The organism is Rhizobium sp. R86522 (genome assembly GCF_042466255.1).
In the GTDB taxonomy this organism is placed as follows: domain Bacteria; phylum Pseudomonadota; class Alphaproteobacteria; order Rhizobiales; family Rhizobiaceae; genus Allorhizobium.
Genome location: NZ_JAXHBX010000001.1, coordinates 2,784,244 through 2,796,699, shown reverse-complemented (window position 1 = coordinate 2,796,699; position 12,456 = coordinate 2,784,244). Strand labels below are relative to the sequence as shown.

The 12,456-nt window shown below is 61.0% G+C and carries 14 protein-coding genes and 1 pseudogene; 5 read left to right on the top strand and 10 right to left on the bottom strand.

Annotation, left to right across the window (positions count from 1 at the left end; genetic code table 11):
- The first annotated feature begins 161 nt into the window (after nt 1-161).
- On the top strand, nt 162-791 hold the full coding sequence (locus SJY08_RS13710) for a DNA-3-methyladenine glycosylase I (RefSeq protein WP_377278599.1): 630 nt from the start codon (nt 162-164) through the stop codon (nt 789-791).
- Here the strand turns inward: SJY08_RS13710 and SJY08_RS13705 are convergent, their stop codons facing one another.
- The 6 genes and pseudogenes from SJY08_RS13705 to SJY08_RS13680 form a co-directional block, all read right to left on the bottom strand.
- Nucleotides 792-1,496 carry an HAD family hydrolase gene (locus tag SJY08_RS13705; RefSeq protein WP_300888778.1) on the bottom strand — a complete coding sequence of 235 codons (705 nt, stop codon included), beginning with the start codon at nt 1,494-1,496 and terminating at the stop codon, nt 792-794.
- A 102-nt stretch (nt 1,497-1,598) separates the two neighbouring features.
- Nucleotides 1,599-1,982 (bottom strand): DUF305 domain-containing protein, encoded by a 384-nt coding sequence (locus tag SJY08_RS13700; protein WP_069042072.1) that lies wholly within the window; start codon nt 1,980-1,982, stop codon nt 1,599-1,601.
- Between the two features lie 65 nt (nt 1,983-2,047).
- Nucleotides 2,048-2,500, bottom strand: coding sequence for a hypothetical protein (locus SJY08_RS13695; RefSeq protein WP_377276278.1), 453 nt, complete (start codon nt 2,498-2,500; stop codon nt 2,048-2,050).
- The gene (locus SJY08_RS13690; RefSeq protein WP_377276276.1) at nt 2,497-3,243 is read right to left on the bottom strand and encodes a hypothetical protein; all 747 of its coding nucleotides are present in this window, start codon (nt 3,241-3,243) and stop codon (nt 2,497-2,499) included. The genes SJY08_RS13695 and SJY08_RS13690 overlap by 4 nt, the downstream gene beginning before the upstream one ends.
- Before the next feature lie 3 nt (nt 3,244-3,246).
- Nucleotides 3,247-3,515: pseudogene (locus SJY08_RS13685) on the bottom strand (type II toxin-antitoxin system RelE/ParE family toxin).
- On the bottom strand, nt 3,499-3,726 hold the full coding sequence (locus SJY08_RS13680) for a CopG family transcriptional regulator (RefSeq protein WP_377276274.1): 228 nt from the start codon (nt 3,724-3,726) through the stop codon (nt 3,499-3,501). Before SJY08_RS13680 ends, SJY08_RS13685 begins: the two are co-directional and overlap by 17 nt.
- Before the next feature lie 154 nt (nt 3,727-3,880).
- Between SJY08_RS13680 and hisS the strand changes: the two genes are divergently transcribed.
- The 3 genes from hisS to hisG all read left to right on the top strand — a co-directional run bounded on the left by hisS (nt 3,881) and on the right by hisG (nt 7,402).
- Nucleotides 3,881-5,404, top strand: a complete 1,524-nt coding sequence (gene hisS / locus SJY08_RS13675; RefSeq protein WP_377276272.1) for a histidine--tRNA ligase — start codon at nt 3,881-3,883, stop codon at nt 5,402-5,404.
- 184 nt (nt 5,405-5,588) lie between these two features.
- The gene (locus SJY08_RS13670) at nt 5,589-6,710 is read left to right on the top strand and encodes an ATP phosphoribosyltransferase regulatory subunit (RefSeq protein ID WP_377276270.1); all 1,122 of its coding nucleotides are present in this window, start codon (nt 5,589-5,591) and stop codon (nt 6,708-6,710) included.
- Nucleotides 6,707-7,402, top strand: coding sequence for an ATP phosphoribosyltransferase (gene hisG / locus SJY08_RS13665; protein WP_377276268.1), 696 nt, complete (start codon nt 6,707-6,709; stop codon nt 7,400-7,402). The genes SJY08_RS13670 and hisG overlap by 4 nt, the downstream gene beginning before the upstream one ends.
- A 181-nt stretch (nt 7,403-7,583) precedes the next feature.
- On the opposite strand, the gene SJY08_RS13660 is transcribed toward hisG, so the two are convergent.
- The gene (locus SJY08_RS13660) at nt 7,584-8,033 is read right to left on the bottom strand and encodes a DoxX family protein (protein WP_054148798.1); all 450 of its coding nucleotides are present in this window, start codon (nt 8,031-8,033) and stop codon (nt 7,584-7,586) included.
- Between the two features lie 223 nt (nt 8,034-8,256).
- On the opposite strand from SJY08_RS13660, the gene SJY08_RS13655 reads away from it, so the two are divergent.
- Nucleotides 8,257-8,964, top strand: coding sequence for a glutathione binding-like protein (locus SJY08_RS13655; RefSeq protein WP_377276266.1), 708 nt, complete (start codon nt 8,257-8,259; stop codon nt 8,962-8,964).
- Nucleotides 8,965-9,018: 54 nt separating this feature from the next.
- Here SJY08_RS13655 and SJY08_RS13650 read toward each other — a convergent pair whose 3' ends face one another.
- The 3 genes from SJY08_RS13650 to groES all read right to left on the bottom strand — a co-directional run bounded on the left by SJY08_RS13650 (nt 9,019) and on the right by groES (nt 12,259).
- Entirely contained in the window at nt 9,019-9,459 is a 441-nt protein-coding gene (locus SJY08_RS13650; RefSeq protein WP_082347604.1) for a hypothetical protein, read from the bottom strand.
- A gap of 793 nt (nt 9,460-10,252) precedes the next feature.
- The gene (groL, locus tag SJY08_RS13645) at nt 10,253-11,893 is read right to left on the bottom strand and encodes a chaperonin GroEL (protein WP_377276263.1); all 1,641 of its coding nucleotides are present in this window, start codon (nt 11,891-11,893) and stop codon (nt 10,253-10,255) included.
- Nucleotides 11,894-11,962: 69 nt separating this feature from the next.
- Nucleotides 11,963-12,259, bottom strand: a complete 297-nt coding sequence (groES, locus tag SJY08_RS13640) for a co-chaperone GroES (protein WP_054148802.1) — start codon at nt 12,257-12,259, stop codon at nt 11,963-11,965.
- Nucleotides 12,260-12,456 lie beyond the last annotated feature (197 nt).

The window sequence follows — 12,456 nt, the reverse complement described above, 5'->3', positions numbered from 1 at the left end:
ATTCGAGCCGATGGTGCCAGAGCGAAGGCCGCCAATTGGTAAAGAGGCGTTCATGAAAATGCGATCAAGGCTGTAAACCTTTCGGAAGGGTTAGCGTCCGGTTTGGAAAGCTCGTGAACAAATGGTAAACGAATTTCCGCATCGGAGAGAATCGCATGGACATGATCGCGGAAGGCCTGATCCGGGGAGACGACGGCCTTGACCGTTGCTTCTGGCATGGCGGCCTCGAAGACTATCGCCACTACCATGACGAGGAATGGGGGCGACCGGTCACCGACGATGTGAGGCTGTTCGAGAAGATCTGCCTCGAAGGTTTCCAGTCCGGCCTGTCCTGGCTGACGATCCTCAGGAAGCGGGAAAATTTCCGAGCAGCCTTTGCCGGTTTCGACTTTCACGCAGTGGCCGCGTTTGGCGATGACGACATCGCCCGATGCCTCGCCGATGCCGGCATCATCCGCCATCGCGGCAAGATCGTCTCAACGATCAACAACGCCCGCCGCGCGATCGACCTCACGGCGGAATTCGGCTCGCTGTCTGGTTACTTCTGGAGTTACGAACCCGACGCCTCGGAACGCCCGGAGCGGATGGACTATGCCACTCTAAGGGCCAATCCGACATCGCCCACCTCGATCCGCCTGTCGAAGGATCTGAAGAGACGCGGCTGGACCTTCGTCGGCCCGACCACCGTCTATGCCTTCATGCAGGCCATGGGCCTGGTCAATGACCACATCGAGGGCTGCTGCCGTCGCGCGCCGACCGAGGAACTTCGTTCCCGGCTCGTTCGTCCCTGATCAGGCAAGGCTCATCACGAGATCTGGCACATGGCCGAGATCCGGGATCTCGCGAAAGCGCGGCGCCTCCTCGGGCTTGTCGACATGCTCCAGCACCCAGGTCAGTTCATGCGGCACGAAGACACCCCAGGCGCCCGCCGCGATGGCCGGCACGATGTCGGATTTCAGCGAATTTCCGATCATCATCGAGCGCTCAGGTCCCTCGCCATGTTTACCGAAGACCCGCCGATAGGTGGTGGCCGTCTTGTCCGAGACGATCTCGACCGCATCGAAATAGTCGCCGAGGCCGGATTGTGCGAGCTTGCGTTCCTGGTCGAAAAGGTCGCCTTTGGTGATCAGCACCAGGAAATATTTGCCCGAAAGCGCCTCCAGCGTATCACGCGCATGCGGCAGGCATTCGACGGGGTGGCTGAGCAGATCGCGTCCGATGCCAAGGATTTCGCTGATCACGGAAGAGGGCACGCGCCCCTCGGTGATCTCCAGCGCCGTCTCGATCATCGATAGCGTGAAGCCTTTGATGCCGAAGCCGTAGTGGGCAAGATTGCGCTTCTCGGCCTCAAGCAAGCGCTCGGACACATGTTCGCCCTCGGCAAACTCGGAGAGCAGACTGCGAAAATGGTGCTCCGTCAGCTTGTAGTATTGCTCGTTCTGCCAGAGCGTGTCGTCGGCGTCGAAGCCGATGACGGAGACAGGGCGGTTGGACATGACGCCTCCTTTTTCGATCAGGAAGCGAGAGACTATTCCCTCTCTCGGGCAAAGCAATGGCGCCCGAAGGCGCCATCACAGTTTCTATATGGGTTTGAGAGCTTACTGCCCGTTCTTGGCAAGCCAGGCCTTCATCATGGCGATCTCACCTTCCTGGGCAGCGATCACCTCTTCGGCCAGCTTGCGGATCTCGGGATCCTTGCCGTGCTCGAGTACGATCTTCGCCATGTCGATGGCACCCTGATGGTGCGGAATCATGCCCTGCACGAAATCGACATCGGCATTGCCGGTGAGCGGCACGGCCATGTCCTTGTGCATCTTGGCATTGGCCTCGGCAAAGGCCTTGGAGGATGGGCTTTCATCCATCATGCCGTGGCCCATGGCTGACATGTCATGCCCCTGATGCATGGTATTGTCCTGCGCAACAAGGACAGAGGCGGAAAGCGCGGTCGCAAGCGACGCCGCAACGAGAATGTTCCTAAGCATTGAAGTCTCCTGTAGTGATCTGATGAGAGAAATGCGCAAGCCTCAAGGCCGCGCGGTGTATCGGATCAGGCGCGGGGAGGGGGCGTCTGCGGTGCCATCAGCTGTGACACGAGCCTTGGCGCAAGAGTGGCTGCTTCGGCGGCGCGCGCCGGCTTTCCGCTGTCGGCAACGACGGGAAGGGCCGGCAGCGTCAGACAGGCTGAGCAATGCCAGCTTATCTTCATCGGCTTGGAGCTGTGCTCACTAGCATCACCACCATCGGCAACCGTCATACGGCTGACCGAATGAGGACAATCGACATCGACCATGGCTTGGATCGTGGGTGCGGAAACCGTCCCATGCGGATCGCTGGCGTCCATCGCATGTGCCACGGGCATTGCCATCACCGACATGCCGGTCATCGGCATGGTGCCATAGGCGAAAGCCGCGATCAGCAGCAGGAGGCGGGCGAGCAATTGCATGCGATGAAGATGATGCTGGATCGAGGCGAATACAAGGCCGACAGTGCCGCCGCTCAATGCGCAATCACGTGATGCACGATCTGATAGTCGCGGCTTTCCTCACCGAAGGGAACCACCGGCCAGTCCCAACGCTCCCGAACTGCGCCCGTATCGACGCCGTGCATCAGGTCTACAGTCTCCTGCGCATCTCCGGAGCGGTCGTTTACGGTGCAGCTCACGTCTGTCACAAGGCAGGTCTCGGCCGAAACCTGTGCCAGCCCCTCGACATGCGCGGCGATCGCCTGACGGATCAGCGCTTCTTCCTCGGCGTGACCTTCGAGACGCCGGCTCATGCCGATCCCGATCTGCGACAGCAGATTGGCTGAGACGACGAGATCGAGATAGGGCACCTGTCGGAGAAACGCGAGCGGCTCCAAAGGCTGGCCGGCAAGCAGCGCATCCAGCCCGGAAAGATCCCGCTCGATCAGCCGGATATTCTTCAACCGCTTGACCGTGAGCCAGCTTCTTACGCTGGCTAGATGCACGAGATCGACCAGCACGACCGTGTCGAACAGCCGTGAAAGCTCGGTCACTGGCACATCCCGCAACAGCCCGGAACCGAGCACCACCACCGTCCGCCGCTGCCGGCACGCCTGCGCAGCCTCGAGAATGGCCGCCTTCGTCCGGCGCTCGTGCTCGGCCCACGCCGCACGACAGCGATTGGCACGCGCCCAGAGATTGACGGAGGAACGGATGAACGGACGATGGCCAGCCGAGGTCAGCGGCCATGTCGCGGCGTAATTCAGAGCTTCAAGGATCATGTCTTACCGATAGACGGTGCTGCGATCGCCGATCTCGACCACAAGCACGATGAGTTTGCCGTCCTGGATATCGCAGATGATGCGGTAGTCGCCAACACGGTAACGCCAGAACTGACCCAGCTCAGAGCCCTGCAGGCGATCGGCGATTTGTCTGGGATCATCGAGCCCGGCCACGCGCTCTTCTGGGAATTTCCGGATGCGCTTGCGAGAAACTGGGTCAAGTTTTCCAGTGATTTCCGAACTGGCTGGCGATACTCAATCGTCCAGGCCATGCCAGAATTCTTTCGAACTCACAACGCGGTCTTCACCGCTCTGAATGGCCTTCATCGCCGCTTCTGCGGCGGCGATATCCTGGAGGTCCTCCAGATGTCGCTGCAGCGCCATCGTCGCGTAGTCATCCGGATCGAGCCCATGAAGGTCTCCATACCGGGAGATAACCCGATACAGATCACCCGGAATTTGGATGGTAACGCGCTTGTTCATCGGTCCAGCCTCTGGTTTCGCGTGCAAACATACCACCGCACCCGCCCATTTTCCAGCATCGGGCCTCGTCCCCGCCCGCCTTCGCCCTTGCCGCCAAATCCTTGATCCTCTAAGACACCGGCACCTTTTTGAAACGAGAATTCCGGTTGTCATCATGAGCGATAAGAACAAGAAGCCCCAGAAGCTGAAGGCCCGCCTGCCGCGCGGCTTCGTCGATCGCGAGGCTGCCGACATCCGCGCCGCCAACCAGATGATGGAGACCATTCGCGAGGTCTATGAGCGCTACGGCTTCGACCCGATCGAGACCCCGCTCTTTGAATACACCGATGCGCTCGGCAAGTTCCTTCCCGACAGCGACCGCCCGAACGAAGGCGTCTTTTCGCTGCAGGACGATGACGAACAGTGGATGTCGCTCCGCTATGACCTGACCGCGCCCATGGCCCGTCATGTCGCGGAGAACTTCCAGGAAATCCAGCTGCCGTTCCGCACCTATCGCGCCGGCTACGTCTTCCGCAACGAGAAGCCCGGCCCGGGCCGTTTCCGCCAGTTCATGCAGTTCGATGCCGACACCGTCGGCGCGCCGGGCGTCCAGTCCGACGCCGAGATGTGCATGATGATGGCCGACACGCTGGAAGCGCTCGGCATCAAGCGCGGCGACTATGTGATCCGGGTCAACAACCGCAAGGTTTTGGATGGCGTGATGGAGGCCATCGGCCTCGGCGGCGAGGAGAATGCGGGACGTCGCCTGGGCGTGCTGCGGGCCATGGATAAATTTGACAAATTTGGAGAACCGGGCGTCCGTCTGCTTCTCGGAGATGGTCGAAAAGATGAGTCCGGTGATTTCACAAAGGGTGTGCAACTAGCCGAAGTGCACATCAACAGGATCATCAAACTTCTTGAGCCCATTGGGAGCGATCACGACGGCCTTCTCCACATATTGTATGGTTCCGTAATGGGATCCGAAGTTGGTCGGCAGGGTGTTGAGGAACTCGACAACATCGGCCAATTGGTCGAGGCCGCCGGATACGGTTCGGATCGGATCCGGTTGGATCCGTCTTGCGTCCGCGGTCTCGAATACTACACCGGCCCCGTCTTCGAAGCCGAACTCACCTTCGACGTCACAAACGAAAAGGGCGAAAAGGTCGTCTTCGGCTCGGTCGGCGGCGGTGGTCGCTACGATGGCCTGGTCTCGCGCTTCATGGGCCAGCCGGTGCCGGCCACGGGCTTTTCCATCGGCGTCTCGCGTCTGATGACGGCGCTGAAGAACCTCGGCAAGCTCGGCCAGGACGACGTTCTGGGGCCGGTCCTCGTCACCGTCATGGATGGCGATGTCGAGAGCATGGGCCGCTATCAGCGCTTCACGCAGCAGCTGCGGGCCGAAGGCATCCGCGCCGAAATGTACCAGGGCAACTGGAAGAAGTTCGGCAACCAGCTGAAATATGCCGACCGCCGTGGCGCCCCCATCGCCATCATCCAGGGCGGCGACGAGCGCGCGCAAGGCGTCGTCCAGATCAAGGACCTGATCGAGGGCAAGCGTCTCTCCGGCGAGATCACCGACAACGCCGAATGGCGCGAGGCCCGCGTGGCGCAGGAAGTCGTGGCCGAGGCCGAGCTGGTGGCCAAGGTCAAGGAAATCCTGGCCGCCCAGGCGGAAGATCGTCGTCGGGCGAAGGGATAAAGCACCCTATGCGAAGCTTGCCCCTCACCCTAACCCTCTCCCCGCAAGCGGGGAGAGGGGACGTGCCCCAAGCGCCGAAGGTGCTTGGCCGGAACGCTGCGGCCTTCGTCTTCTCCCCGCATGCGGGGAGAAGGTGCCGGCAGGCGGATGAGGGGCAACTTTCCCAAATCGCAGGACGCCAAGAATGCCCCTGACCGACATGCCCGATTTCGCCGGCACCATCCTGCAGGAATTCGTCTCGCGCGGCACCACGCGGGTGGACACGCCCGTGATCCAGCCGGCTGCCCCCTTCCTCGACATGGCGGGCGAGGATCTGCGCCGGCGCATTTTCCTCACCGAAAATGAGCGCGGCGAAAGCCTTTGCCTGCGCCCGGAATTCACCATCCCCGTCTGCCTGCGCCACATCGAAACCGCGACCGGCACCCCGAAGCGTTATGCCTATCTCGGCGAGGTCTTCCGCCAGCGCCGCGAAGGCCCCCAGGAATTCTATCAGGCCGGCATCGAGGATCTCGGGGACATCGCCGTTGCCGCCTCGGATGCCCGCGCGATTTCAGACAGCGTCGCCATCCTCACCCGCCTGCTACCGACCAAGCCGCTGGCGGTCACGCTCGGCGATCAGTCAGTGTTCGAAGCCGTGGTCAAGGCTCTCGGCCTGCCGGCCGGCTGGCAGAAGCGCCTGATCCAGGCCTTTGGCAATCCCGATCAGATCGACCAACTCCTGCGCCGGCTTGCGACCCCGACGCCGGTTCCAGGGCTCGACCCAGAGGTTTCCGCCCTGCTCGCAAGCGGCGACCAGGAGGCTCTGATCGCCCATATCGATGCGACCATGCAGGAAACCGGCTATCTCACCAATGCCAGCCGCACGCCCGCCGAAATCGCCCGTCGCCTGAAGGAGAAGCTGGAGCTCTCGGAGACGCGGCTCGATGGTGCGGCCCTGCTGCTGCTGCGAGAATTCCTCTCGCTCGAACTGCCGCTTGCCGATGCCTCCGCAGCCCTTGCCGGCTTTGCCGATGCCGCCGGCCTGAAGCTCGGGCAAGCTCTCAGCCGCTTCGACGAGCGCGTTGCGGCACTCGCCAGCACCGGCGTCGATCTCGACCTGATCACCTACCGCGCCGCCTTCGGTCGCCCGCTCGACTATTACACCGGCCTCGTTTTCGAGGTGGCGGTGAAGGACAAACCCGCCGTCCTCGCCGGTGGCGGTCGTTTCGACCGGCTACTCACCCTACTTGGCGCCGAGACGCATATCCCGGCCGTCGGCTTCTCGCTTTGGCTGGATCGAATTGAGAGCGAGAGGAGCGCGTCATGACCATCACCATCGGTCTGCCCTCCAAGGGCCGCATGAAGGACGATGCCTCCGCCATCTTCGAAAAGGCCGGCATGAAGATCGTTGCCGTCGGCAATGATCGCTCCTATCGCGGCCGCGTCGAAGGTTTCGACGATGTCGAGATCGCCTATCTCTCGGCCTCCGAAATCTCGCGCGAGATTGGCAATGGCACCGTCGATTTCGGCGTCACCGGCGAAGACCTGATCCGCGAGGGGCTTGCCGAAGCAGACGCCCGTGTCGAAATCTCCGCCCGCCTGGGCTTCGGCCATGCCGATGTCATCGTTGCCGTTCCCGAGGTCTGGTACGACGTCGACACCATGGCCGACCTCGGCGATGTCGCCGCCGAATTCCGTACACGCCATGGCCGGCGCCTCGCGATCGCCACCAAATACTGGCGCCTGACGCAGCAGCACTTTTCGCGCCAGCACGGCATCCAGCTCTATCGCATCGTCGAAAGCTTAGGAGCGACCGAAGGCGCGCCCGCTGCCGGCCAGGCCGACATCATCGTCGACATCACGTCGACGGGCTCGACGCTGCGCGCCAACCACCTGAAGGTGCTGTCCGATGGCGTGATCCTGCGCTCCGAAGCCTGCCTTGTCAGGGCGAGAAAGCCGGAGCACGAGGGTAATGCGATGATCGGGCGGATTGTTGAGGCCGTGCGCGGCGCGCTTTAAATCTCACTTGAGATTGCCCCTCACCCTGACCCTCTGACGGACACGGTCGGGCTAGCTGCCTTCTCCCCGCTTGCGGGGAGAAGGTGCCGACAGGCGGATGAGGGGCTTCAACCACACGACACGAAAAAAAACCCGCCGGATCGCTCCAGCGGGTTTCTTTTTGCCTTGTGGGGCAGGGATATCAGGCAGCGACGGCCTGGGCCGAACCGCGGCGGGCGTCGAGCGAGTAGGCGCCGGCGCCGACGATGGCGAGCGCGATATAGCCGCCGGCCAGCGTGATGTTCTTCATCATCATGATCTGGTTCAGCGTGTTGATCCAGCCGAGAGCACCTTCCGGCCAGCCTTCGATGGCAACCGTACCGGAATGGAAGACGAGACCGGTGAACACACAGAAGAGTGCAATGGTCCAGGCAGTGACCTTGGTCTGGAAGCCAACGAGGATGAAGAGACCGGCAACCAGCTCATAGAGGCCGGCGGCATAGGCCAGGAGGTCGGCGGCAGGCAGGCCGGCGCCGGAGATCATGCCGGCAGTGCCGGCCGGATCGGTCAGCTTGCCGAAGCCGGACATGATGAACATGAAGGAGAGAAGGATACGGACGAGAACGAGAAGGCCGTTATTGGTCGCGGACATGGGGGAACTCCGTTGAGCGTTGACGCTGAAACCCCCATCGGTGGCGGCCTCAGTCAGTGCCGCCTTGATGCATGCTTTTTTGTCGCAGGCATAGGTAAACAGTCTTTGACTGATCGTTCACAAAAATGAAACGCTCACGGCGGTTTCGTTCTCCGCGAACCCTTTCCGCCGCCACCCGCGCTCCCTACCTCTGTCCTGTTCAAACCGCAACGGAGCCTCCCCCATGGCAGATCTTTCGACCTTTCCCATCACCGCCATATGGCCGCCCGCCGATCCCGGCATTATCCAGCTCTATTCCCTGCCGACGCCGAACGGTGTGAAGGTCTCCATCGCTCTGGAAGAGCTCGGGCTCGCCTATGAACCGCATCTGGTGGACTTCGGCAGTAACGCGCAGAAGAGCCCTGAATTCGTCTCGCTCAATCCGAATGGTCGCATACCGGCCCTGATCGACCCCAATGGCCCGGACGGCGAGCCGATCGGCATCTTTGAATCCGGCGCGATCCTGATCTACCTCGCGGACAAGACCGGCAAGTTGCTGCCCAAGGACGGGGCTGCCCGTTACAAGGTCCTGCAATGGTTGATGTTCCAGATGGGCGGTGTCGGGCCGATGTTCGGCCAGTATGGCCACTTCTATAAGTTCGCCGCCGACAAGGTGAAGAACAATCCCTATCCGGCGGAGCGCTACCGTGACGAGACCCGCCGCCTCCTGGGCGTGCTGGAGGCTCAGCTCGAAAAGGCACCGTGGTTGACGGGCGAGGACTATACGATCGCCGATATCGCCACATGGCCCTGGGTGCGTGCGCTCAAGATCTTCTATGCCGGTGAAACCGATCTCGGCCTTGCCGACTTCCCGCAAGTGCTAGACTGGTGGGCGCGTGCCGAAGCGCGTCCCGCAAGCCAGAAGGGGTTGAACATTCCGGCGCGAGACTGACTATATGAGAGAAGGTGCCGGACGCGGCGCCTTCTCCCGTATCTCTGCGAGCGCTCAGCTCGGCATGACGGATGCTGTCGTTGGCAGTTGGAAACGCGGGAAGATGAACAGCCCGACCATGTTGCCGCCGCTGCCTTCGAATCCGGAGGATTCGCCGATACAGAACACCGGTTGCCGGTGCTGTGCGCCAGCCACGATGGTCGTCGAATAGCAGAAGCGCGACGGCTGCGTGGCCGCCTGCTCGAACAGTCGAAGGATGTGGCCGCGATCGGCCTGATCATAGCAGCGCATCACGGTCAGCAGACCGCATTCATGGTTTTCGAGGCCATGCAGGTTGCGTGCATGGTTCCCGAGTTTCAGCAGGCCGTTGGTCAGGTCGCCGGTCCAGTCCTCGGACAGCCCGAAGCGGCAGGCGTGCTGCCCCAGCAGGCCGTTTCCATCCTGTTCGCTCACCCTGAAGGTGGTCGCAAGATTGGCATTTGCTATTTTGAACAAGGCGTTCCCCAAGTCGATAGCCAGCGCTGGCCCCAATTTCCCCGGCCCGGAGTGTGTGAACCCCGCAGCCGAACCCCATCCGGCCTCGGCCGGCACCCCCCGAAAGAACGATCCCGCCTCTCAGGTCATCGCGCGGTGAAATCGGCCACCGCAATCACCGTGCCCACTCGCCCCTGATCGAGCCTGCACAGCATCGTGATCCAGATCCGGCGGCCGACCGACCGACAGACCTGGACGAAGTCAATCGCCGCAAATTGATCCGACCGCAGCCATGTCTTTGACCGTGGCGACGCTTGCTGCACCCGCCAGGTTTTTGACCTTCCCCCACAAGAAGGTCAAAGAAGAACACGTTGAGTGCCCCGGAAGTAATAGAATGGATACCATGATTTATTTCGCCTGAAAACGGCTCATGTCTGAATTTGGCACAAGACTCTTGAGCCATGCAATATAGACAAATATTAGAATAAAATAAAATAAGAGATTTAAGAGAAGAGGTCGTTCCCGTTAGGGGGCACTTCTTCCGAGTGATTGTGCGTACCATGAAGTAGGGGACAGTTTTGTGTCAAGCGCACTGAGCCAATAGTCGCCGCTCCAATTTTGGGCATTTGCGCGGCACCCAAGCAAAAGGGCGGCCCAAGGGCCGCCCTTCCGAAAGACTGAACCGGATGGCTCAGATGTCAGACCCGATGGGTCCTACATCATGTCCATGCCGCCTGTTCAGCGCGCTTGACGCGCTGAACCACTTAGAGTGATGGGCGGCTTTGATGGACCCGATGGTAAGACCCGATGGGTCTTACATCATGTCCATGCCGCCCATACCGCCCATGCCGCCCGGCATGCCGCCAGCAGATTCCTTCTTCGGAAGCTCGGCAATCATGGCTTCGGTCGTGATCAGCAGCGAAGCAACCGAAGCTGCGTTCTGCAGAGCCGTACGGACAACCTTGACCGGATCGACGATACCCATGGCGATCATGTCGCCGAATTCGCCGGTCTGGGCGTTGTAGCCGTAGTTCTCTTCGTTCTTGTCGAGGATCTTGCCGACGATGATCGAAGCTTCGTCACCAGCGTTGGTGGCGATCTGGCGAACCAGCGACTGGAGAGCGCGGCGAACGATGTTGATGCCGGCTTCCTGGTCGTCGTTTGCACCCTTGACGGTGATCTTCGTGGAAGAACGCAGCAGAGCGGTACCACCGCCCGGTACGATGCCTTCCTGAACGGCGGCGCGCGTTGCGTTCAGCGCGTCGTCGATGCGGTCCTTGCGTTCCTTGACTTCGATCTCGGTCGAGCCGCCAACGCGGATGACGGCAACGCCACCAGCGAGCTTGGCAAGACGTTCCTGCAGCTTTTCGCGGTCGTAGTCCGAAGAGGTTTCTTCGATCTGCGCCTTGATCTGGGCAACGCGGCCTTCGATGTCCGACTTCTGGCCAGCACCATCAACGATGGTGGTGTTTTCCTTGGTGATCGAGACCTTCTTGGCGCGGCCGAGCATGTCGAGGGTAACAAACTCGAGCTTGATGCCGAGGTCTTCCGAGATGACAGTGCCGCCCGACAGGATGGCGATGTCTTCCAGCATGGCCTTGCGGCGATCGCCGAAGCCAGGAGCCTTGACGGCAGCGATCTTCAGGCCGCCACGCAGCTTGTTGACGACGAGCGTAGCAAGAGCTTCGCCTTCGACGTCTTCAGCGATGATGACGAGCGGCTTGCCGGTCTGAACGACGGCTTCGAGAACCGGCAGCATGGCCTGGAGGTTCGAGAGCTTCTTTTCGTGCAGCAGGATGTAAGCGTCGTCGAGATCGGCGACCATCTTTTCCGGGTTGGTCACGAAGTAGGGCGACAGGTAGCCGCGGTCGAACTGCATGCCTTCGACGACTTCGAGTTCGGTTTCAGCGGTCTTGGCTTCTTCGACGGTGATAACGCCTTCGTTGCCGACCTTCTGCATGGCTTCGGCAATGTCTTTGCCGACCTGCGTATCGCCGTTTGCCGAGATCGTGCCGACCTGGGCAACTTCTTCCGAAGTCGAGATCTTCTTGGCCTTGGCCTGAAGGTCCTTGACGACTTCGAGAACGGCCAGATCGATACCGCGCTTCAGGTCCATCGGGTTCATGCCGGCAGCAACGGCCTTGTTGCCTTCGCGAACGATGGCCTGGGCAAGAACGGTTGCGGTCGTGGTGCCGTCGCCGGCGATGTCGTTGGTCTTCGAAGCAACTTCGCGGACCATCTGGGCGCCCATGTTCTCGAACTTGTCTTCCAGTTCGATTTCCTTGGCAACCGATACACCGTCCTTGGTGATGCGCGGTGCGCCGAAGGACTTGTCGATGATGACGTTACGACCCTTCGGGCCGAGCGTTACCTTCACGGCGTCTGCGAGGATGTCGACGCCATGCAGCATCTTTTCGCGCGCGGTGCGGCCAAACTTGATTTCTTTAGCAGCCATGTTCAAACTCCCGGGCTTCTAGCCCATTGTTGACTTGGTTAAAAAGGAAGAGGGGTGATCGCGCTGAAATCAGCCGATGACGCCCATGATGTCGGCTTCCTTCATGATCAGCAGGTCGACGCCATCGAGCTTGACCTCGGTGCCGGACCACTTGCCGAACAGGACGCGGTCGCCGACCTTGACGTCGAGAGCAACCTGCTTGCCGCTTTCGTCGCGGGCGCCCGGGCCAACAGCGATGACTTCGCCTTCAGCCGGCTTTTCCTTGGCAGTGTCAGGAATGATGATGCCGCCCTTGGTCTTTTCTTCGGACTCGACGCGCTTGACTACAACGCGGTCGTGCAGCGGACGGAAATTGGTGCTTGCCATTGTCTAATCCCTCGATCAAATGACACTCGCGATCCCTGGAGGGCATCGCATCGGAATTTGTTAGCACTCCCCCCTGGAGAGTGCCAGCGAGGCTGAGATAAGAACAGCCTGCGGACGAGTCAAGCGCGTCGATGAAAATCATCCGCGCTCCGTGCTCTTTTCTGAGACGCCTTCAGCCGACGAACGCGGTGGGCGGC

Bases quoted from the DNA above. Each gene is read 5' to 3' on its own strand.
- hisS (WP_377276272.1), top strand. From the start codon at position 3,881: ATGAGCGATAAGAACAAGAAGCCCCAGAAGCTGAAGGCCCGCCTGCCG.
- SJY08_RS13670 (WP_377276270.1), top strand. From the start codon at position 5,589: ATGCCCCTGACCGACATGCCCGATTTCGCCGGCACCATCCTGCAGGAA.
- SJY08_RS13655 (WP_377276266.1), top strand. From the start codon at position 8,257: ATGGCAGATCTTTCGACCTTTCCCATCACCGCCATATGGCCGCCCGCC.
- SJY08_RS13690 (WP_377276276.1), bottom strand. From the start codon at position 3,243: ATGATCCTTGAAGCTCTGAATTACGCCGCGACATGGCCGCTGACCTCG.
- SJY08_RS13660 (WP_054148798.1), bottom strand. From the start codon at position 8,033: ATGTCCGCGACCAATAACGGCCTTCTCGTTCTCGTCCGTATCCTTCTC.
- groES (WP_054148802.1), bottom strand. From the start codon at position 12,259: ATGGCAAGCACCAATTTCCGTCCGCTGCACGACCGCGTTGTAGTCAAG.
- SJY08_RS13710 (WP_377278599.1), top strand. From the start codon at position 162: ATGATCGCGGAAGGCCTGATCCGGGGAGACGACGGCCTTGACCGTTGC.
- SJY08_RS13705 (WP_300888778.1), bottom strand. From the start codon at position 1,496: ATGTCCAACCGCCCTGTCTCCGTCATCGGCTTCGACGCCGACGACACG.
- SJY08_RS13680 (WP_377276274.1), bottom strand. From the start codon at position 3,726: ATGAACAAGCGCGTTACCATCCAAATTCCGGGTGATCTGTATCGGGTT.
- SJY08_RS13700 (WP_069042072.1), bottom strand. From the start codon at position 1,982: ATGCTTAGGAACATTCTCGTTGCGGCGTCGCTTGCGACCGCGCTTTCC.
- groL (WP_377276263.1), bottom strand. From the start codon at position 11,893: ATGGCTGCTAAAGAAATCAAGTTTGGCCGCACCGCGCGCGAAAAGATG.
- hisG (WP_377276268.1), top strand. From the start codon at position 6,707: ATGACCATCACCATCGGTCTGCCCTCCAAGGGCCGCATGAAGGACGAT.